We start from the raw sequence: 18,960 nt of genomic DNA, 5'->3' as shown, positions 1-18,960 counted from the left end.
CGGTGGTCGGGACGGCGAGGTGCGGCGTCCGCCCGCGTACCCTCGCGGGCGTGTCCGACGTCTCCGGCCTGCCGCTGATCGGCGCCGCGGCCCAGCGGGCCCGCGCCGCCGCCCGGGTGCTGCGCACCCTGCCCACCGACACCAAGGACGCCGCGCTGCGGGCGATGGCCGACGCGCTGGTCGAGCGCACCGACGAGGTGCTCGCCGCCAACGCCGCCGACGTCGAGGCCGCCGCGGCCGCGGGCACCCCCGCCGCGATCCTCGACCGGCTGCGGCTGGACGCGGGGCGGGTGGCCGGGGTCGCCGACGCGCTGCGCCAGCTGGTGGCCCTGCCGGACCCGGTGGGCGACGTCGTCCGCGGGTCGACGCTGCCCAACGGGCTGCAGCTGCGGCAGGTCCGGGTGCCCCTCGGCGTGGTCGGGATCGTCTACGAGGCCCGCCCGAACGTGACCGTCGATGCCGCGGGCCTGTGCCTCAAGAGCGGCAACGCGGCGCTGCTGCGGGGGTCGGCGTCGGCGTTCGGCACCAACACCGCGCTGGTCGCCGTCCTCACCGAGGCCGCGGAGAAGGCCGGGCTGCCGGCCGGGTCGATCGAGCTGCTGCCGGCCGACCGCGCCTCGGTGGGCGAGCTGCTGAACGCCCGCGGCGTGGTCGACGTCGTCATCCCGCGGGGCGGCGCGTCGCTCATCCAGCGCGTGGTGCGCGAGTCGACCGTGCCGGTCATCGAGACCGGCGAGGGCAACTGCCACGTCTACGTCGACGCCTCCGCCGACCCGGCCATGGCCGAGGCGATCGTGCTCAACGCCAAGACCCACCGGGTCAGCGTCTGCAACTCCGCCGAGACGCTGCTGGTGCACCGCGACGTCCCGTTCCTGCCGCGGCTGCTGTCCGCGCTGGCCGACGCCGGCGTGACCCTGCACGGGGACGCCGCGGCCCAGGCCGCCCACGACGCCGTCGTCCCCGCGACCGACGAGGACTGGGCCACCGAGTACCTGTCGATGGACATGGCGGTGCGGGTCGTCGACGACCTCCCGCAGGCGCTGGACCACATCGAGCGGTGGAGCACCGGGCACACCGAGGCGATCGTCGCCGACTCCGCCTCGGCGATCGCGGCGTTCACCGCCGGGGTGGACGCCGCCGCGGTGCTGGTCAACGCCTCCACCCGCTTCACCGACGGCGGGGAGTTCGGCTTCGGCGCCGAGATCGGCATCTCCACGCAGAAGCTGCACGCCCGCGGCCCGCTCGGCCTGCCGGAGCTGACCTCCACCACGTACGTCGTCACCGGCAGCGGCCACACCCGCTGACCGGCTCGAGCTGACTGGAGCCGCATGCCCCGCCCGCCGTCGCAGTCCCCGCAGTTCTCCTCGGTCGCGGACGTCAGCAAGCGGCTGGCGACCGCGGGCTACCTGCCCGACGCGCAGATCGCCACGACGGTGTTCCTCGCCGACCGGCTGGGCAAGCCGCTGCTGGTCGAGGGGCCGGCCGGCACCGGCAAGACCGAGCTGGCCAAGGCCCTGGCGGTGGCCACCGGCTCGGAGCTGATCCGGCTGCAGTGCTACGAGGGCCTGGACGAGGCGCGGGCGCTGTACGAGTGGAACTACAAGAAGCAGCTGCTGCGCATCCAGGCGGCGCAGGGCACCGGCGGCGCCGACTGGGACACCGTGCACGACGACATCTTCGGTGAGGAGTTCCTGCTCTCCCGGCCGCTGCTCACCGCCATCCGGCGCGCCACCCCCACCGTGCTGCTCGTCGACGAGACCGACAAGGCCGACGTCGAGGTGGAGGGATTGCTGCTGGAGGTGCTCAGCGACTTCCAGGTCACCATCCCCGAGCTCGGCACGGTGACGGCCACCCGTCGGCCGATGGTGGTGCTGACCTCGAACGCCACCCGGGAGCTGTCCGAGGCGCTCAAGCGGCGCTGCCTCTACCTCGCGCTGGACTACCCGTCGGCCGAGCGCGAGCGGGAGATCGTGCTCTCCCGGGTGCCCGACCTCGCGCCGGGGCTGGCCGAGCAGCTGGTGCGCACCATCCGCGCGCTGCGGGCGCTGGAGCTGAAGAAGTCGCCGTCGATCTCCGAGACGCTGGACTGGGCGCAGACCCTGCTGGAGCTCGGGATGGACACCCTCGACGAGACCGCGGTGCGCTCGACGCTCGGCGTGGTGCTCAAGCACGCCAGCGACCAGGAGCGGGCCGCGGCCGAGCTGCGGCTGAACTGATGACCGCGCCTGCCGCCGGGCCCGGCGGGCTCGCCGGCCACCTCGACGGCTTCGTGCGGGCGGTGCGGGAGGCCGGCATCCCGGTCGGGATCAGCCAGGCCGTGGACGCCGCCGAGATCCTCACCGTCGTCGACCTGCTGGACCGCGAGCAGCTGCGGCACGGGCTGGCCGCGGTGCTGCTGCAGCGCGCGGCGCAGCGCCCGGCCTACGACGTGCTGTTCGACCTGTGGTGGCCGCTGTCGGACCGGCCGGTGGTGGACGTCGACGGCAGTGACGACGACCCGGGCGTGGCGGGCGAGGCCCCGGAGTCCACCCTCGACGTGCCGGACGGCGCAGACCTGGCCGGCCTGCTGCGTGACCGGCTGGCCCAACTGCTGCTGGACGGCGATCCGGAGGCACTGCGCCGGTTCGCCCGCGAGGCCGTCGACCGGCTGGGCCGGGCCACCCCGTCGCCGTCCGGTCAGTCGTTCTTCAGCTACCGGGTGCTGCGGGCGCTGTCGCCGGACACCCTCGTGGCGCAGCTGCTGGCCGGGCTGCTCGGCGACGGCGAGCGCGGCGGGCTGGCCGAGCAGGTGGCCCGGCAGACGGTGCGCGAGCGCCTGGCGGCGTTCAAGGCGGCGGTGGAGGCCGAGGTGCGGCGGCGGGCGGCGGCCGAGCGGGGCCGGGACAAGGTGGCCAGGAACGCCGTCCGGCCGCTGGCCGACCAGGTGGAGTTCCTCCGCGCCAACCAGGCCGACCTGGCCGAGCTGCGCCGGACCGTGGCGCCGCTGGCCCGGCGGCTGGCGGTCCGGCTGTCGGCGCGCCGGCGGCTGGGCCGGGTGGGACGGCTGGACTTCCGCAGGACCGTCCGCGCGTCGCTGGGCACGGGCGGGGTCCCGGTGGTGACCCACCACCGGCCGCGCAGGGTGCACAAGCCGGAGCTGGTCGTGCTGTGCGACGTCAGCGGCTCGGTGGCCGGGTTCAGCCACTTCACGCTGATGCTGACCCAGGCGCTGCGGGAGCACTTCTCCGGCGTGCGGGCGTTCGCGTTCGTCGACTCCACCGACGAGGTGACCCGGTTCTTCCGGCCCGGCGCCGACGTCAGCGACGCGGTGGCGCGGATCGGCCGCGAGGCCGACGTCGTGGGCTTCGACGGGCACAGCGACTACGGCACCGCCCTGGAGGTCTTCGCCGAGCGATGGCCGGGCGCCGTGGGCCCGAAGACCTCGCTGCTCGTGCTCGGGGACGGCCGGACCAACCACCGCCAGCCCGGGCTGCCCGTGCTCGCCGACCTGGTCCGACGGTCGCGCTCTGCGCACTGGCTGAACCCGGAGCCGCGGCGGCTGTGGGGCAGCGGCGACTCCGCGGCCCTCCGGTACGCCGAGGTGGTCGACATGGTCGAGTGCCGCACCGCCGCCCAGCTCGCCGACTTCGTGACCACGCTCTGAGGCGCTGAGCGCTCTGCGGCCCTGCGCGGTCTGGTGGCCTGCGCGCTCCGGGCGCCGATCGGTCCTCGCGGGCCGGTGTCGGCCCGCCCGGATAGGCTCGATCGGTGGCAGGACGGCGAGTCGGTGTGATGGGCGGGACGTTCGACCCCATCCACCACGGGCACCTGGTGGCGGCCAGCGAGGTGGCGGTGCTCTTCGGGCTCGACGAGGTCGTCTTCGTGCCGACCGGGCAGCCGTGGCAGAAGAGCCACCGCGAGGTCAGCCCGGCCGAGGACAGGTACCTCATGACGGTCATCGCCACCGCCTCCAACCCGCGCTTCTCGGTGAGCCGGGTGGACATCGACCGGGGCGGTCAGACCTTCACCATCGACACGCTCAGCGACCTGCAGCGCCAGCGCCCCGACGACGAGCTGTTCTTCATCACCGGCGCCGACGCCCTCTCCCAGATCTTGAGCTGGCGCGACAGCGACCGGTGCTTCGACCTGGCGCACTTCATCGGCGTGACCCGCCCCGGCTTCGACCTGGGGGCCGCCCACCTGCCCGAGGGCGCGGTGAGCCTGGTCGAGGTGCCCGCCCTGGCCATCAGCTCCAGCGACTGCCGGGAACGGGTGGGGCGGGGCATGCCGGTCTGGTACCTCGTCCCGGACGGCGTCGTGCAGTACATCGAGAAGCGCGGCCTCTACCGCGTGCCCGGCGGGACCCGTCCCGTCGCGCGGGAGGGGATCGCGCGCGGCGGCCGTCCCACCCCGCCGGCGGGCGACCGCCCCACCTACGACCGGCCGCCGGCCACCGGAGACCCCGGTGGACCCGCGACCGAGCCACCGTCCCCCCATCTCCAGGAGGTACCCCGATGACCGCCTCGACCGAGGCGCGGGAGACCGCACTGCTCGCCGCCCAGGCCGCCGCGGACAAGCTCGCCACCAACGTGTCGATCGTCGACGTGAGCGAGCGGCTGGCCATCACCGACGCGTTCGTGCTGGCCTCGGCTCCCAACGAGCGCCAGGTGCAGGCGATCGTCGACGAGGTGGAGGAGCGGCTGCGGCAGCACGGGGTCAAGCCGGTGCGCCGCGAGGGCGTCGCGGAGGCCCGCTGGGTGCTGCTGGACTTCATCGACGTCGTCGTCCACGTGCAGCACGCCGAGGAGCGGGCCTACTACGCCCTCGAGCGGCTGTGGAAGGACTGCCCGACCATCCCCTTCGTCGACCCGACCGCGCCGCCCGGCGCCGCGGCCTCCGGGGACGACGCCGCGTCGGTCGGGAACGCCGCCGGTGACGGCGCCGCCCCGTCGACCCGGCAGACGCTGTCGGCCGACGACGTCGACCCGGCCAGCGCCGACCCCACCCCGCTGGCTCCCGAGCCGGCCGAGGACGACGACGTGACGCCCGGCGGGCGCCCCCGGGACGAGGGCCCGGAGGCGGCCGGCCGGTGAGTGCCGCCGTGCCGCCGCTGCCGGTGACCCGCCTGCTGATCTGGCGGCACGGACGGACCGAGTGGAACGCCACCGGGCGTTTCCAGGGCCAGCTCGACCCCCCGCTGGACGCCGAGGGTCGCGGCCAGGCCGCCCGCACCGCACCCCAGCTGGCCGCGACCGGTCCGCTGCCGCAGGGCACCGTGGTGGTGTCCAGCGACCTCACCCGGGCCGCGGAGACCGCGGCCACCCTGACCGGACTGCTCGGGGTGCCCCTGCGCCTGGACCCACGCCTGCGCGAGGTCGGCCTGGGGTGCTGGGAGGGCCTGACCCGCGACGAGGTGGCCGAGTGGCACCCCGACCAGTACGCCGACTGGCTGGCCGGCCGCCCGGTGCGGGGCCGCGGCGGGGAGGACCCCGCCACCGTGCCGGACCGCGCCCTCGCCGCACTCCAGGACCTGCCCGAGGCGCCGGCCGCCGTCGTGGTCACCCACGGTGGCACCGGCGGACGCCTGATCGAGGCGCTCCTGGGCCTCGGCCCTGAGCACCGGCGGGTCGTCGGCCCCCTCGGCAACTGCGCCTGGAGCGAGCTGGCGGTGCACGGTGACCGGTGGCGGCTGCTGCGGCACAACAGCTCGGCTCCGCAGCCGCCGGCCGGGTCCGCGGGGCCGGCGAGGGCGTCCGCGCCGCTGGAGGCCGGGGCGACGCCCGAGGAGGCACCGGCACCGGTGCAGGACGCCGACGCCGTCCTCTGAGGTCATCCGACCGCGGTGCATCGCGACGCACCGTGTCTTGCGGTCCGCCGCCGGGAGCTAGCCTCGCCGGGTGTCCGTCGCCGTGGTCACCGACTCCACGGCATACCTGCCTCCTGAGCTGGTCGAGCAGTACGCGGTCGAGGTGGTCCCGCTCTACGTGGTGATGGCCGGGCACTCCGGCCGCGAGGGGGAGGAGATCAGCCCCGCCGACGTCGCCCGCGCGCTGGCCGGCCGGGGCCAGCGGGTCTCCACCTCCCGTCCCACGCCGGGGGACTTCGTCAGCGCCTACCGGCGGCGGCTGGCCGCGGGTGCCGACCGCATCGTGTCGGTGCACCTGTCCGCCGAGCTGTCCGGCACCGTCGACGCCGCCCGCCTGGCCGCCGCGCAGGTCGGCGAGCACGTGGTGACCGTCGTCGACTCCCGGTCCGCGGCCATGGGCAGCGGCTTCGCGGTCCTCGCCGCCGCGCGCGTGGCCGCCGCCGGCGGGGGTGCCGAGGCCGTCGCGGCTGCGGCGCGCGAGACCGCCGCGGCCACGCGGACGCTGTTCGTCGTCGACACCCTGGAGCACCTGCGCCGAGGTGGCCGGATCGGCTCGGCCGCCTCCCTGATCGGCACCGCCCTCGCCGTCAAGCCGGTCCTGCACGTCTCCGAGGGGCGGGTCGTGCCGCTGGAGAAGGTGCGCACCTCGGCGCGTGCGCTGGCCCGCCTGGTGCAACGGGGCGTCGAGGCGGCCGACGGGGTGCCGGTGTCGGTGGCCGTACACCACCTGGCCGCTCCCGACCGGGCCGAGCGCCTGGCGGCCGAGCTCCGGGAGCAGGTGCCGCTGCTGCGGGAGCTGCTCGTGAGCGAGCTGGGCGCGGCGATCGGCGCGCACGTGGGACCGGGCGCGGTGGGGCTGGTCGTCGCGCCGGCGTCCTCCCTGCCACCGCTGGACCCGGCGGCGCAGCGGGACGAGGGCGGACAGCCGGACTGAGCAGCGGCGGAGCACGGGCACCGGCGCAGCCTCGCGCACCGCCGCCCGCGCCCGCCCTCCGTCGTCCACAGGCAGGGGCCCATCCACAGCCGGGCCCGAGCCGCCGCACGAGGGGCCGGGGCTGCCTAGCGTCCGCCCGGTGCGCCTCTCACCCCGTCGCAGCGATGACGCCGACCTGATCCGCGCACGGTTGCGTGCCTTGCTCGACGACCGCGTGGACCCGCGCGGCTGGGTGCCCGACGTCGAGCCCGCCGGCTCCGGTCCCGGGCCCGACCTCGACGGCCTCGACGAGCCGGAGGTGGCGGACGAGCCGGGCGGGTGGGGGAGGGAGGCCGAGCTCCCCGGCGGCATCGGCCGGCACCGCGCGCCGGGCAGTGCGGTCCGGCTCGACCCGGGACGGCGCGGGGTGTGGGCGCTGTGGGTGGCCGGGCTGCTCGCGGCGGCGCTGGTCGCGGTGGGCACCTGGTTCGACCGGCCCGAGGTGCAGCCGGCCCCTGCCGAGCCGGCCGGCACGGAGGAACCGGCCGGGGAGACCCCCGCCGCGTCGGCACCCGGGGCCCCGGGCACGCCGCCGGCCGCACCCGCGACGCCTTCCGTCGGTGTCGCGGCGGACAGCTCCGCCACCGCCGTCGTCGCCGTGGTCGGCCTCGTGGCCCGGCCGGGCCTCGTCGTCGTCTCGGAGGGCGCCCGCGTCGCCGACGCCGTGGCGGCCGCCGGTGGCCTGCTGCCGGAGGCCGACCCGGCCTCGATCAACCTCGCGGCGGTGGTCGCCGACGGCCAGCAGATCGCGGTCGGTGTGCCGGGCGCGGTCTCGGGCGGAGCCGCTGCACCCGGGGTCGCGCCGGCTGCCGGTCAGGTCGACCTGAACACGGCCACCGCCGCCGATCTGGACGCCCTGCCGGGCATCGGCCCCGTGCTGGCCCAGCGGATCGTCGACCACCGGGCGCAGCAGGGCCGGTTCACCAGCGTCGAGCAGCTCGACGACGTGCCCGGGATCGGGCCGGCCACGTACGCCGAGCTCGCCGAGCTGGTGACCGTGTGAGCGCACCGCGCGGGCGCTGGGCCTGGGTGGACCTCCGCCTGGCACCCGCGGCGGCGGCCGTGTGGACCACGACCCTCGTGTCCTCGCTGCCGTCGCCGGGCGCACTGGCCGCCTCCGCCCTGGTCGCGACGGCCGTGGCGGTGCCGGTCGCTCGCCATCGGCGCTCGGCGGCGGCCGTGGTGCTGCTCGGCGTGCTGGCCGCAGTGGCGGTCACGGCGGGCACCGCGGCGGTGCGGGCCGCGGCCCGGGAGTCCTCCCCGTTGGCCACGGTCGCCGAGGCGCGCCGGACGGTGCTGCTGGACCTCGAGGTGGACGGCGACCCGCGGCCCGTGGGCGGCGTGGGCCCGGCCCGGGTCGTCGTGGAGGCCACGGTCACCGGCCTGGACGACGGCACGGTGCGGACCCGGCTGGCCGATGACGTCGTCGTCTTCGCACCCGCCGAGGAGTGGACGGGGCTCCTGCCGGGCCAGCCGCTGCGCGTCCGGGGCACCGTCACCCCGGCCGATCCGGGGGACGGGCTGGCGGCCCGGGTGTCGGCGCGTGCGCCGCCGGTCCTCCTCGGCGATCCGCCGTGGAGCCAGCGGGTGGCCGGCGCGATCCGGGACGGGTTCTCCGAGGCGGCCGTGCGCGTGCTGGGGCCGCGGGCGGGCGGCCTGCTGCCCGGCCTCGTGGTCGGGGACACGCGGGCGATGGACCCCGTGCTCGAGGAGGACTTCCGGCGGGCCGGGCTCGCGCACCTCACCGCCGTCAGCGGGGCCAACGTCGCGATCGTCCTCACCGGCGTGCTCGTCCCGCTGCGGCGGCGGGCGGTCGACCGGCGCGTGCAGGCGCTGGTCGCCGCGGTCGCCCTGGTCGGGTTCGTGCTGCTCGCCCGGCCCAGTGCCAGCGTCGTGCGGGCCGCGGCGATGGGGGCGGTCACCCTGCTGGCGCTGGCCGGCGGCCGGTCGAGGGTGGCCGTGCCCGCGCTGGGGGCATCCGTCGGCGTGCTGCTGCTGGTCGACCCCCGGCTGGCGCAGGATGCCGGCTTCGCGCTGTCCGTGGCGGCCACCGCCGCCATCGTGCTGCTCGCGCCCGGCTGGTCGCGGCGCCTGCGGATACGCGGCTGGCCGCAGATCCTCGCCGACGCCGTGGCGGTCGCCGCGGCCGCCGGTGTCGCCACCGCGCCGCTGGTGGCCGGACTCTCGGGCCTGGTCAGTCCCGTCTCGCTGCCGGCGAACCTGCTGGCCGCGCCCGTCGTACCCGCCGCCACCGTGCTCGGGCTGGCCGCCGCGCTGGTCGGGACGGTCCTGCCGCCGCTCGGCGACGCCGGCGTGTGGCTGGCCGGCTGGCCGGTCCGCTGGCTGGTCGTCGTCGCCGAACGGGCGGCGGCGCTCCCGGACGGCGCGGCCGCCTGGCCGGCCGGCACGCGGGGCGCGGTGCTGCTGACCGTCCTCCTGCTCGCCCTCGGCTGGGTGCTGTGGCGGTACCCGCGGTCACGGGCCCTCGCGCTGGCCGCCCTCGTCGGCGTGGTCGTCCTGGGCTGGCCGATCCGCCAGGTGACCCGTGGGTGGCCGCCGGCCGACACGGTGGTGGTCGCCTGCGACGTCGGACAGGGCGACGCGCTCGTCGTGCCGACCGGGCCGGGGGAGGGGGTCCTCGTGGACGCCGGCCCGGACGTCGGCGCGGTCGACCGCTGCCTGGACCGCCTGGGCATCGACCGGCTGCCGCTGGTCCTCGTCACGCACCTGGACGCCGACCACGCCGGAGGGCTCGCGGGAGCGCTGTCCGGGCGGGACGTCGGGACCGTCGCCACCGGCACCCTCTCACCCGCCGACGACCGGTCCGGCCGGCTGGACACGCTCACGCGCAGAGCCGGTGCGGAACGGACGGTCCTGGTCCCCGGCGACCACCGGGCGGTCGGGGACGCCACCGTGGACGTCCTCGCACCGCCCCCGCGAGCGGCCACGAGGGCCGCCGAGGCCAACGACCTCTCGCTCGTCGTCCGGGTCACCCGCAACGGCGTCCGGGTCCTGCTGACCGGCGACCTCGGCGGCGAGGCGCAGGCGCGGATCGTCGCCCGCGGCGTCGACCTGCGCGCCGACGTGCTCAAGGTGCCGCACCACGGCAGCGCCGACGCCGACCGCGGGTTCCTGGCCGCCACCGGTGCCCGGGTGGCCCTGGTGTCGGTGGGCGCGGGCAACCCGTACGGCCACCCGACGGCGCGGGTCCTCGCCTGGCTCGGGCGGGAGGGGATGCGGGTGCACCGCACCGACCGCGAGGGCGACCTCGCCGTGGCCGGGGACGCGGAGGGGTGGGGTGTGGCCGGCCGGGGCGCCGGTCCCAGCGACGCCGCGGCAGCCCCTCGAGGTGGCGACCGGCCGGAGGCGGTCCTCGTGCTCGCGGCGCTGTTCCGAGGAGCCGGAGCCACCGGCGCGGGCCGGCGGTCCCGTCTCCGGCGCGTGGCACCATGCCGGTGTGGCAGCAGCACCTCCCGCACCGACCTCACGTCTGCGCGCCGTGGTCGGCGAGGAGGAGCTCCTGCGGGCCCGCGCCGTCTCCGCCGTCCGCGCCGCCGTCCTCGAGCGCCACCCCGATGCGGAGCTGCACGAGATGGCAGCCCTGGGCCTGCCGGTCGGCCAGCTCGCCGACGTCCTGGCGCCCTCGCTGTTCGGCGGGCACCGGCTGGTCGTGGTCACCGGCGTGCACGAGGCGGCGAGCGCGCTCGTCGACGCCCTCACCAGCTACGCGAAGGACCCGGATCCCGACCTCACGCTGGTGGTGGTGCACCACGGGGGCAAGCGCAACGAGGCCCTGGTCAAGGCGTTCGCCGCGGCCGGTGCGGCCGTCGACGACTGCCCGAAGGTCAGCTCGGTGGGGGACCGGATCGCCTTCGTGCGCAACGAGGTCCGGTCGGCCGGCGGGCGGATCGCCCCCGATGCGGCCAGCGCCCTGGTCGAGGCGATCGGGGCCGACCTGCGCCAGCTGTCGTCCGCGGCCGGGCAACTGGTGTCGGACTTCGGCGGCACCATCGACGCCGACGCCGTGGCCCGGTTCCACCGCGGGCAGGCCGAGGTCACCGGGTTCACCGTCGCGGAGCGGGTCCTGGTCGGGGACCGGCAGGGTTCGCTGGAGATGCTCCGCTGGGCGCTGCAGCGCGGCGTCGCGCACGTCCTCATCGCCGACGCCATCGCCGACGGGGTGCGCACCGCGGCGCGGGTCACGTCACTGCGCAGCACCAACCCCGGCGAGCTGGCCCGCACGCTGAAGCTGCCGCCGTGGAAGGTGAAGAAGGCGCAGAGCCAGGCGCGCGGCTGGAGCATCGAGGGGCTGCAGCAGGCGGTCGGTGTGGCCGCGGAGCTCAACGCCGACGTCAAGGGCGCCGCGGCCAGCGCCGACTACGCGCTGGAGCGGGCGGTGCGCCGCATCGTCGCCATCCGCGCCGCCACCGGTCGCGGCGTCCGCGGCTGACCGAGCGCTCCTGACACGGGGCGGCAGCACGCCCGACCGCGTCCCACACGGCTCGACGGCGCCCCACACCGCTCGACGGCGCCGCCGCACGGCGGCGCCTGGCGGCGCCCCCCACGGCTCGGCGGCGCCCCGCCGCTGGCGCCCCGCAACGCGAAGAGCCCCCGTCCCGTGCGGGAGGGGGGCTCTCTGCGGAGGAGAACGAGCGTCAGGCGCCGATCTTGGCGGCCTGCTTGGCCATGCCCGACTTGCGGTTGGCGGCCTGGTTCTTGTGGATGACGCCCTTGCTGGCGGCCTTGTCCAGCGCCTTGCTGGCCACCTGGAGAGCGGCGGTCGCAGCCGCGGCGTCCCCGGCGTCAGCGGCGGTACGGAAACGCCGGACGGCCGTCTTCAGGGCGGACTTGACGGCAACGTTGCGCTGACGCGCCTTCTCGTTGGTCTTGATCCGCTTCATCTGGGACTTGATGTTCGCCACGCGTGAGCCTCGGGTGTCTCTCGGGAGGGAGTACTTCTGACAGTGCGTCCGGACGGCAGGCGCCAGCGGACCGGCCTGTAAAGATACCAGCGTCGCCCGCCCGACCCCAACTCGCGGGTACACCGGCCCAGGTCTGGGCAATGGCTGGACGAGCCGCCCACCCGTGGGACGATGGGAGCACTGTGACGACTCCCGCCTACACCGACCCGGCCCGCATCCGGAACTTCTGCATCATCGCCCACATCGACCACGGCAAGTCGACGCTGGCCGACCGGATGCTCGAGGTCACCGGGATCATCGAGGCGCGGCAGATGCGTGCTCAGTACCTCGACCGCATGGACATCGAGCGCGAGCGCGGCATCACCATCAAGGCGCAGAACGTGCGCCTGCCGTGGACGCCGAAGACCGGCGAGCACGCCGGCACCGACTTCGTGCTCGACATGATCGACACGCCCGGCCACGTCGACTTCACCTACGAGGTCTCGCGGTCGCTGGCCGCGTGCGAGGGCGCCGTCCTCCTCGTCGACGCCGCGCAGGGCATCGAGGCGCAGACCCTGGCCAACCTCTACCTGGCCATGGAGAACGACCTCACGATCATCCCGGTGCTCAACAAGATCGACCTGCCGGCCGCCCAGCCGGAGAAGTACGCCGCCGAGATCGCGCACATCATCGGCTGCGAGCCCGAGGACGTCCTGCGGGTCAGCGGCAAGACCGGTGAGGGCGTGCCCGAGCTGCTCGACGCGATCGTCGCGCAGATCCCCGCGCCCGAGGGGGAGGCCGACGCCCCCGCCCGCGCGATGATCTTCGACTCGGTCTACGACATCTACCGCGGCGTCATCACCTACGTCCGGGTCGTCGACGGCCGGATCTCCGCCCGCGACCGGATCAAGATGATGTCGACCGGCGCGACCCACGAGCTGCTCGAGATCGGCGTGATCTCGCCAGAGCCCAAGCCGGTCGACAGCCTCGGCGTCGGCGAGGTCGGCTACTTCATCACCGGGGTGAAGGACGTCCGCCAGTCCCGCGTGGGCGACACCGTCACGCTCCAGCACAAGCCCGCCGCGGAGCCGATCGGCGGCTACAGCGACCCGAAGCCGATGGTCTACTCCGGCCTCTACCCGATCGACGGCAGCGAGTACCCGCTGCTGCGTGAGGCGCTGGACAAGCTGCTGCTCAACGACGCCGCGCTCACCTACGAGCCGGAGACCTCCGCGGCCCTCGGCTTCGGCTTCCGCGTCGGCTTCCTCGGCCTGCTGCACCTGGAGATCGTCCGGGAGCGGCTGGAGCGCGAGGCCGGCATCAGCCTCATCTCCACCGCGCCGAACGTCGTCTACCGGGTGGTCATGGAGGACCGGTCCGAGATCACCGTGACCAACCCCAGCGACTGGCCCGAGGGCAAGATCGACACGGTCTTCGAGCCGGTCGTCAGCGCCACGATCATCGCGCCCAGCGACTACACGGGCGCGATCATGGAGCTCTGCCAGAGCCGGCGGGGTCAGCTGGGCGGCATGGACTACCTGAGCGAGTCCCGGGTCGAGCTGCGCTACACGCTGCCGCTCGGTGAGATCATCTTCGACTTCTTCGACGCGCTGAAGTCGCGCACCCGCGGCTACGCGTCGCTGGACTACGCCGAGGCCGGCGAGCAGGAGTCCTCGCTGGTCAAGGTGGACATCCTGCTGCAGGGGGAGGCGGTCGACGCGTTCAGCGCGATCGTGCACAAGGACAAGGCCTACAGCTACGGCGTGATGATGGCCGGCAAGCTGCGCGAGCTCATCCCGCGCCAGCAGTTCGAGGTGCCCATCCAGGCCGCCGTCGGCTCCCGGGTGATCGCCCGGGAGACCGTGCGCGCCATCCGCAAGGACGTCCTCGCCAAGTGCTACGGCGGTGACATCACCCGCAAGCGGAAGCTGCTGGAGAAGCAGAAGGAGGGCAAGAAGCGGATGAAGATGGTGGGCCGCGTCGAGGTCCCCCAGGAGGCGTTCGTCGCCGCGCTGTCCACCAACGAGTCCACCGCATCCAAGAAGTGAGCGGGCGGCTCGACGCCGTCTGCGTGTCCGGCAGTGACCTGCTCCCGCTGCCCGACCGGCGGCCGAACCGCAGCGGGATCGACAAGCGGCCGGTCGCCGGCCGGGTCGCGGTCGGTGAGCTGGGCCTGGACGGCGACGTCCAGGTCAACCGCCGGTACCACGGCGGCGAGGGGCAGGCGGTCTACGCCTACGCCCAGGAGGACGCCGACTGGTGGTCCGCCGAGCTGGACCGCGAGCTGCCGGCGGGCCGGTTCGGCGAGAACCTGCGGACGACGGGCCTCGACCTCACCGGCGCCGTCCTCGGCGAACGCTGGCGGGTCGGGACGGCGCTGCTCGAGGTGACCGACTGCCGCATCCCGTGCGCCAACTTCGAGCGGTTCTGGGGCGTGCCGCGGCTGGTCGAGCGGTTCACCGCGTACGGCGCCAGCGGGGTCTACCTGCGGGTCCTGGAGACCGGGGACGTCGGCGCCGGGGACCACATCGACGTCGTCCACCGCCCCGACCACGGCGTCACCGTCGGGACGGTGTTCCGGGCCTACACCACCCAGAAACACCGGCTGCCCGAGATCGCCCCCGCCGTGCCGTACCTGCCGATGCGCACCCGCGCCAAGGTCGCCGCGAAGATCGCCAGAAGGACCGGCGCTCCCGTCTGATCGGCGATGCCGCGGACGCCGGTCAGGCGGCCCGTTCCGCGGTGAGCTCGCGGCGCAGGCCGGCGAGGTCGACCCCACGGTGGTGCAGCACCTGCACCGCCAGCCCCTCGCCCTCGCGGAGCAGGCCCAGCGCGATGTGGGTCTCGGTGATGCTCCTGGACTGCAGGGCCAGGGCCTCGCGCAGCGACAGCTCGAGCACCTTCTTGGCCCGCGGGCTGAACGGGATGTGCCCGGAGGGCACCCCGCGGCCCCGCCGGCGGCTGAGTGCACCCGGCCCGAAGGTGGCCTCGACCTTGCTGCGGACGGCGTCGAGGTCGATACCCAGCGCGGTGAGCGCCTCGGCGTCGAGGTCGTCGCCCCCGACCAGGGCGGTCACGGCGCCGGCGACGGTCGCGTGCGTGATCCCGTGGCGGGCCAAGACCTGCGCGGTCGGCGTCCCGGGGCGGGCGACCAGGGCGAGCAGCAGGTGCTCGGTGTCGATCGTGCCGTGCCCCAGCTCGCGCGCCTCGGACTGGGCGCGGACCACGACCTCCCGGGCGGTGGAGGTGAACCGTTCGAACATCGTCAGTCCTTCCGCCGGAGCGGCCCGCGGCCGCGCGCGTGCTTCTTGTGCACCGCCTGCCGGGTGACGCCGAGGAGCACGGCGATCTGCTCCCACGTCCACCCCTGGTCGCGGGCGTTGTCCACCTGGAGGGCCTCCAGGCGCTCCACCAGCACCCGCAGCGCCCGCACCGCCTTCAGCCCGACGGCGGGGTCCCGGCTGCTGGCGGCGGAGGCCACCTGCGTCGTGTCCGTCATGCCGTCAACTGTGGTTGACGCTCCGTCCGCGTGTCAACCGACTTTGACGAAACGGTGCGGGGTCAGGCGCCGCCGTGCACGTCGAAGTGGGTGACGGTGACCTCGCGGTCGACCAGGTACCGGTCGTCCTCGGTGTAGAAGACGGCGACCGAGACGTCCTCGCCGGCGAACGCGCGGACGGCGTCGTAGGAGGTCCAGAAGCTGAGCGTGACGACCTCGGTCCGGCCGTCGTCCAGGTCGCGCAGCAGCATGTGCGCGCCCTGGTTGCCCGGCGTCCGGCGGTAGTGGGCGATGCCGGTGGCCTCGATGTAGTCGGCGTAGGCGGCGCGGTCCTCGGTGCGGACCCAGCCCCGCCAGATGCGGGCGATCACGGCGCTCCCTCCGTCACGCGACGGCTGCCTCCTGGCCGCCGGTCAGCCGCAGCAGGCCGGCGTAGGTCACGGAGAACATCGTGTGGTGGTCGCCGCCGCCGGCCCAGAGCAACGGGTACGCCGCGAGGTCGACGTCCACCACGGTGCGCAGCGGCGCCGGGTGGCCGGTCGGGGCCACCCCGCCGACCTCCTGCCCGGTGGCCGCGGTGACGAACCCGCTGCTCGCCCGGCGCACCCGCGCCGCGCCCACCAGCGCCGCCAGCTTGCCGGTGTCCACGCGGTGCGCGCCGCTGGCCAGCACCAGCAGCGGGGCGCCGTCGGCGTCGAAGACCAGGCTGTTGGCGATGGCCCCCACCGCGCAGCCGAGCGCCTCCGCCGCAGCGGCCGCCGTCGGCACCGGGACGTCGAGGCGGCGCACCTCCGCCTCGACCCCCGCGGCCTGCAGTGCGGCGATCACGCGGTCGACGGGCGAGCTCACAGGGTGAAGACGATCTTCCCGGCGGTCCGGCCCTGCTCCATCCGCTCGAAGCCCTCGCGCGCCTCACCCAGCGGCAGCTCGACGTCGATGACCGGGCGGACGCCGGTCACCGCACACATCCGCACCAGCGACTCCAGCTCGTCACGGGTGCCCATCGTGGAGCCGATCACCGACAGCTGGGTGAAGAAGACCCGGTTCAGCTCGGCGCCGGGGTTGAAGCCGGTCGTCGCGCCGCAGGTGACGATGACGCCACCGGGGCGCAGCGACTTGACGCTGTGGCTCCAGGTCGCCTCGCCGACGCTCTCCATGACGCCGTCCACGCGCTCGGGCAGCCGCGCGCCGGTCTCGAACGCCTGCTCCGCGCCCAGGGCGAGCGCCGCCTGGCGCTTGTCCTCACTGCGGGCGGTGACCCACATGCGGTAGCCGGCCGCGCGCCCCAGCGCGACCAGGGCCGTGGCCACGCCGCCGCTGGCGCCCTGCACGAGCACCGTCGACCCCGGCCGCAGCCCGGACTTCACGAACAGCATCCGGTAGGCCGTCAGCCAGGCGGTGGGCAGGCACGCGGCCTCGGCGAAGGACAGCTCGGCCGGCTTGGGCACCAGGTTGCGCCGCGGGACGGCCACCCGCTCGGCCATCGTGCCCTGGTGCAGCTCGGAGAACAGCGAGCGCTTGGGGTCCAGCGTCTCGTCGCCGGTCCAGCCCGGGCTCGCGACGACGCCGTGCACGATGACCTCGTTGCCGTCCTCGTCGAGGCCGGCTGCGTCGGTGCCCAGGATCATCGGCATCCGCTCCTCGGGCAGGCCGACCCCGCGCAGGCTGAACAGGTCGTGGTGGTTCAGCGACGCCGCCTTCACCTGCACCGTCGTCCAGCCGTCGGGCGCCTCGGGTTCGGGGCGCTCACCGATCTCCAGCACGGAGAGCGGGTCCTTCGGGGCGGGCTTGGAGACGAAGGCAGCGAGCATGCCCGGACCGTAACGGAGGTCACCGACCGGCTGCGACGCGGTCGCCCGACCGCCGGTTCACCGGATGATCACACCGGTCCGCTTCCGCGCCTCGATCCGCTCCTCGCTCGCTGGCGCTGGCTGCGATGCTCCCGAGGCTGTCAGCGGACGATGACGACGTGCTCCCCGCGCGGCACGAACTCGCCGATCACCGGTGCGCCTGGGACCTCACCACCCAGCAGCAGCCCGCCGGAGGTCTGCGCGTCGGCCAGCAGCAGCGCCTCGTCCTCGGGAACCGCTGACAGGTCGGCGTGCGGGCGCACCCAGTCCAGGTTGCGGCGGGTGCCGCCGGAGACGTGCCCGTCGGCCAGCGCCTGACGGGCGCCGGCCAGGTAGGGGACCGCGGCGGCGTCGACGACCGCGGTCACCCCGCTGGCCCGCGCCATCTTGTAGAGGTGGCCGAGCAGGCCGAAGCCGGTGACGTCGGTGCCGGCCCGGATGCCGGCGGCGACCGCGGCGCGGCCGGCGTCCCGGTTAAGCGCCGTCATCGAGGCGACCGCCTCCTCCGACACCTCCCCGGTCGCCTTCATCCGGCTGTTGAGCACGCCCACGCCCAGCGGCTTGGTCAGCGACAGCGGGGTGCCGGCGACGGCCGCGGAGTTGGTGATGAGCCGGTCGACGTCGACCACGCCGGTCACCGCCATCCCGTACTTGGGCTCGGGGTCGTCGATGGAGTGCCCGCCACCGACGTGGCACCCGGCCTCCTGGGCGACCTCCAGGCCGCCGCGCAGCACCTCGGCGGCGAGCTCGGCCGGCAGCACGTCCCGCGGCCAGCCCAGCAGGTTGACCGCGACGACGGGGGTGCCGCCCATCGCGTAGACGTCGGAGAGCGCGTTGGCCGCCGCGATCCGGCCGAAGGTGTACGCGTCGTCGACGACGGGGGTGAAGAAGTCCGTGGTGAGCACGAGCCCCTGGCCGCCGGCGATGCGCACCACGGCGGCGTCGTCGCCGTCGTCCAGACCGACGACGAGCTCGGCGGCCGGGTCGCGGGGGCCGGCGGCGGTCAGCCCGGCGACGACCTGCTCGAGCTCGCCGGGCGGGATCTTGCAGGCGCAGCCGCCGCCGTGCGCGTACTGGGTGAGCCGGACGCGGGTCGAGGTCGTGGTCACGCCCCGAATCTAGGCCCGGCCGCCGGGCAGCACCCGCAGCCGGGGCGGCGCCGTCGGCGCGGGCGACCCGCCGAGCCGCCGGCCCGCCGGGTGCCCCTCGGCCGGAGGCCCGCCGAGGTCGGTCAGGTCGCGCCGCGGGGCGGCCTCCTCGGTGGCCCGGACCGCTTTGATGCGATCCTCCCGGAACCAGCGCAGCGCCTCCCGCTCCCGGCACCAGCCCACGAGGAACCAGTGCCGGCCGCTCCGGGCGAGCAGCTGGGCCTCCACCGCCCGCCGCGAGACGACACCATCCCGGTCGCGGTAGCGGAGCACGACGACCCGGCGGCGGGTCACCGCCTCCTCGACGGCCGACCGGACGACGGCGGCGCGGCGCGAGTCGGCGCTGACCCACCGCGCCGAGGCGGCCAGCCCAGCGCGTCGGCGCGGGTCGGGCTCGAGGACGTCGAGGACCTTCTGCAGCGCCGTCGCGCCCGCGGCGGCGTACGGGCCGTCGGGCCGGGCGGCGAGCGCGGTGACGACCGCCGCCGCCTCCTCCGGGGTGAGGGCGAGCGGCGGCAGCGTGGGTGAGCGGGGCTCGGTGCGCGTCACGCGACGGATGCTGGCAGGGACCTCCGACGGTTCCGGGTCCCGGCACGTAGGCTGCCCGGCGGAGGCGTCAGGGCGCCTGGTGGCCCCCGCGGCCTCTAAAGCCGACGTGGCCGAGCAGCTCGGTCAGGCGGGTTCGATTCCCGTCCGCCTCCGCCATCCACCCGTGCGCGGGTCGGCGCCTACGCTCCGCAGTCG

20 protein-coding genes, 1 tRNA gene and 2 pseudogenes are annotated in these 18,960 nt (G+C 75.5%); 14 read left to right on the top strand and 9 right to left on the bottom strand.

Annotated elements, in window-relative coordinates:
- The first annotated feature begins 50 nt into the window (after positions 1–50).
- From ACI78Q_RS07155 to ACI78Q_RS07115, 9 genes and pseudogenes are all read left to right on the top strand, one after another.
- Positions 51–1,304, top strand: a complete 1,254-nt coding sequence (locus ACI78Q_RS07155) for a glutamate-5-semialdehyde dehydrogenase (RefSeq protein WP_456922630.1) — start codon at positions 51–53, stop codon at positions 1,302–1,304.
- 24 nt (positions 1,305–1,328) lie between these two features.
- Positions 1,329–2,216, top strand: a complete 888-nt coding sequence (locus ACI78Q_RS07150) for an AAA family ATPase (RefSeq protein ID WP_456922629.1) — start codon at positions 1,329–1,331, stop codon at positions 2,214–2,216.
- Positions 2,216–3,643 (top strand): vWA domain-containing protein, encoded by a 1,428-nt coding sequence (locus ACI78Q_RS07145; RefSeq protein WP_456922628.1) that lies wholly within the window; start codon positions 2,216–2,218, stop codon positions 3,641–3,643. Before ACI78Q_RS07150 ends, ACI78Q_RS07145 begins: the two co-directional genes overlap by 1 nt.
- A 104-nt stretch (positions 3,644–3,747) precedes the next feature.
- The gene (nadD, locus tag ACI78Q_RS07140; RefSeq protein WP_456922627.1) at positions 3,748–4,497 is read left to right on the top strand and encodes a nicotinate-nucleotide adenylyltransferase; all 750 of its coding nucleotides are present in this window, start codon (positions 3,748–3,750) and stop codon (positions 4,495–4,497) included.
- Positions 4,494–5,072, top strand: a complete 579-nt coding sequence (rsfS, locus tag ACI78Q_RS07135; protein WP_456922626.1) for a ribosome silencing factor — start codon at positions 4,494–4,496, stop codon at positions 5,070–5,072. The genes nadD and rsfS overlap by 4 nt, the downstream gene beginning before the upstream one ends.
- Complete coding sequence (locus ACI78Q_RS07130) at positions 5,069–5,806, top strand: histidine phosphatase family protein (RefSeq protein WP_456922625.1); 738 nt, start codon at positions 5,069–5,071, stop codon at positions 5,804–5,806. The genes rsfS and ACI78Q_RS07130 overlap by 4 nt, the downstream gene beginning before the upstream one ends.
- A 70-nt stretch (positions 5,807–5,876) precedes the next feature.
- A complete protein-coding gene (locus tag ACI78Q_RS07125; RefSeq protein WP_456922624.1) occupies positions 5,877–6,779 on the top strand; it encodes a DegV family protein in 903 nt (300 codons plus the stop codon).
- Positions 6,780–6,918: 139 nt separating this feature from the next.
- Positions 6,919–7,821 (top strand): ComEA family DNA-binding protein, encoded by a 903-nt coding sequence (locus ACI78Q_RS07120; protein ID WP_456922623.1) that lies wholly within the window; start codon positions 6,919–6,921, stop codon positions 7,819–7,821.
- Positions 7,818–9,272, top strand: a pseudogene (locus ACI78Q_RS07115) (ComEC/Rec2 family competence protein); the annotation flags it as partial. The gene ACI78Q_RS07120 and the pseudogene ACI78Q_RS07115, both read left to right, overlap by 4 nt.
- Before the next feature lie 21 nt (positions 9,273–9,293).
- Here ACI78Q_RS07115 and ACI78Q_RS07110 read toward each other — a convergent pair.
- Complete coding sequence (locus tag ACI78Q_RS07110) at positions 9,294–9,560, bottom strand: hypothetical protein (RefSeq protein ID WP_456922622.1); 267 nt, start codon at positions 9,558–9,560, stop codon at positions 9,294–9,296.
- On the opposite strand from ACI78Q_RS07110, the pseudogene ACI78Q_RS07105 reads away from it, so the two are divergent.
- Both ACI78Q_RS07105 and holA read left to right on the top strand, forming a co-directional pair.
- Positions 9,459–9,884: pseudogene (locus ACI78Q_RS07105) on the top strand (ComEC/Rec2 family competence protein); the annotation flags it as partial. The gene ACI78Q_RS07110 and the pseudogene ACI78Q_RS07105 sit on opposite strands and share 102 nt — an antisense overlap.
- A 391-nt stretch (positions 9,885–10,275) precedes the next feature.
- Complete coding sequence (gene holA / locus ACI78Q_RS07100; protein WP_456922621.1) at positions 10,276–11,268, top strand: DNA polymerase III subunit delta; 993 nt, start codon at positions 10,276–10,278, stop codon at positions 11,266–11,268.
- 205 nt (positions 11,269–11,473) lie between these two features.
- Here the strand turns inward: holA and rpsT are convergent, their stop codons facing one another.
- The gene (gene rpsT, locus ACI78Q_RS07095; protein WP_456922620.1) at positions 11,474–11,740 is read right to left on the bottom strand and encodes a 30S ribosomal protein S20; all 267 of its coding nucleotides are present in this window, start codon (positions 11,738–11,740) and stop codon (positions 11,474–11,476) included.
- A gap of 182 nt (positions 11,741–11,922) precedes the next feature.
- Between rpsT and lepA the strand changes: the two genes are divergently transcribed.
- Positions 11,923–13,767 carry a translation elongation factor 4 gene (gene lepA / locus ACI78Q_RS07090; protein WP_456922619.1) on the top strand — a complete coding sequence of 615 codons (1,845 nt, stop codon included), beginning with the start codon at positions 11,923–11,925 and terminating at the stop codon, positions 13,765–13,767.
- Complete coding sequence (locus ACI78Q_RS07085; protein ID WP_456922618.1) at positions 13,764–14,420, top strand: MOSC domain-containing protein; 657 nt, start codon at positions 13,764–13,766, stop codon at positions 14,418–14,420. Before lepA ends, ACI78Q_RS07085 begins: the two co-directional genes overlap by 4 nt.
- A gap of 22 nt (positions 14,421–14,442) precedes the next feature.
- Here the strand turns inward: ACI78Q_RS07085 and ACI78Q_RS07080 are convergent, their stop codons facing one another.
- The 7 genes from ACI78Q_RS07080 to ACI78Q_RS07050 all read right to left on the bottom strand — a co-directional run bounded on the left by ACI78Q_RS07080 (position 14,443) and on the right by ACI78Q_RS07050 (position 18,765).
- On the bottom strand, positions 14,443–14,982 hold the full coding sequence (locus tag ACI78Q_RS07080; protein WP_456922617.1) for a Clp protease N-terminal domain-containing protein: 540 nt from the start codon (positions 14,980–14,982) through the stop codon (positions 14,443–14,445).
- A 2-nt stretch (positions 14,983–14,984) separates the two neighbouring features.
- Entirely contained in the window at positions 14,985–15,218 is a 234-nt protein-coding gene (locus ACI78Q_RS07075) for an RNA polymerase subunit sigma-70 (protein WP_456922616.1), read from the bottom strand.
- Between the two features lie 62 nt (positions 15,219–15,280).
- Positions 15,281–15,589 carry a hypothetical protein gene (locus tag ACI78Q_RS07070; RefSeq protein ID WP_456922615.1) on the bottom strand — a complete coding sequence of 103 codons (309 nt, stop codon included), beginning with the start codon at positions 15,587–15,589 and terminating at the stop codon, positions 15,281–15,283.
- A gap of 13 nt (positions 15,590–15,602) precedes the next feature.
- Positions 15,603–16,067, bottom strand: a complete 465-nt coding sequence (locus ACI78Q_RS07065; protein ID WP_456922614.1) for a YbaK/EbsC family protein — start codon at positions 16,065–16,067, stop codon at positions 15,603–15,605.
- The gene (locus ACI78Q_RS07060; RefSeq protein ID WP_456922613.1) at positions 16,064–17,029 is read right to left on the bottom strand and encodes a zinc-binding dehydrogenase; all 966 of its coding nucleotides are present in this window, start codon (positions 17,027–17,029) and stop codon (positions 16,064–16,066) included. Before ACI78Q_RS07060 ends, ACI78Q_RS07065 begins: the two co-directional genes overlap by 4 nt.
- Positions 17,030–17,169: 140 nt before the next feature.
- Positions 17,170–18,177: a selenide, water dikinase SelD gene (selD, locus tag ACI78Q_RS07055; RefSeq protein ID WP_456922612.1), complete on the bottom strand. Its 1,008-nt coding sequence runs from the start codon at positions 18,175–18,177 to the stop codon at positions 17,170–17,172.
- A 9-nt stretch (positions 18,178–18,186) separates the two neighbouring features.
- Complete coding sequence (locus ACI78Q_RS07050; RefSeq protein ID WP_456922611.1) at positions 18,187–18,765, bottom strand: helix-turn-helix transcriptional regulator; 579 nt, start codon at positions 18,763–18,765, stop codon at positions 18,187–18,189.
- Positions 18,766–18,825: 60 nt separating this feature from the next.
- On the opposite strand from ACI78Q_RS07050, the gene ACI78Q_RS07045 reads away from it, so the two are divergent.
- A tRNA-OTHER gene (locus ACI78Q_RS07045) sits at positions 18,826–18,921 on the top strand.
- The last annotated feature ends 39 nt before the right edge of the window (positions 18,922–18,960 follow it).

It is taken from the genome of Geodermatophilus sp. SYSU D00705 (assembly GCF_054050135.1).
The sequence above is the reverse complement of the archived record's forward strand: the minus strand, read 5'-3'. Positions and strand labels throughout refer to the sequence as shown.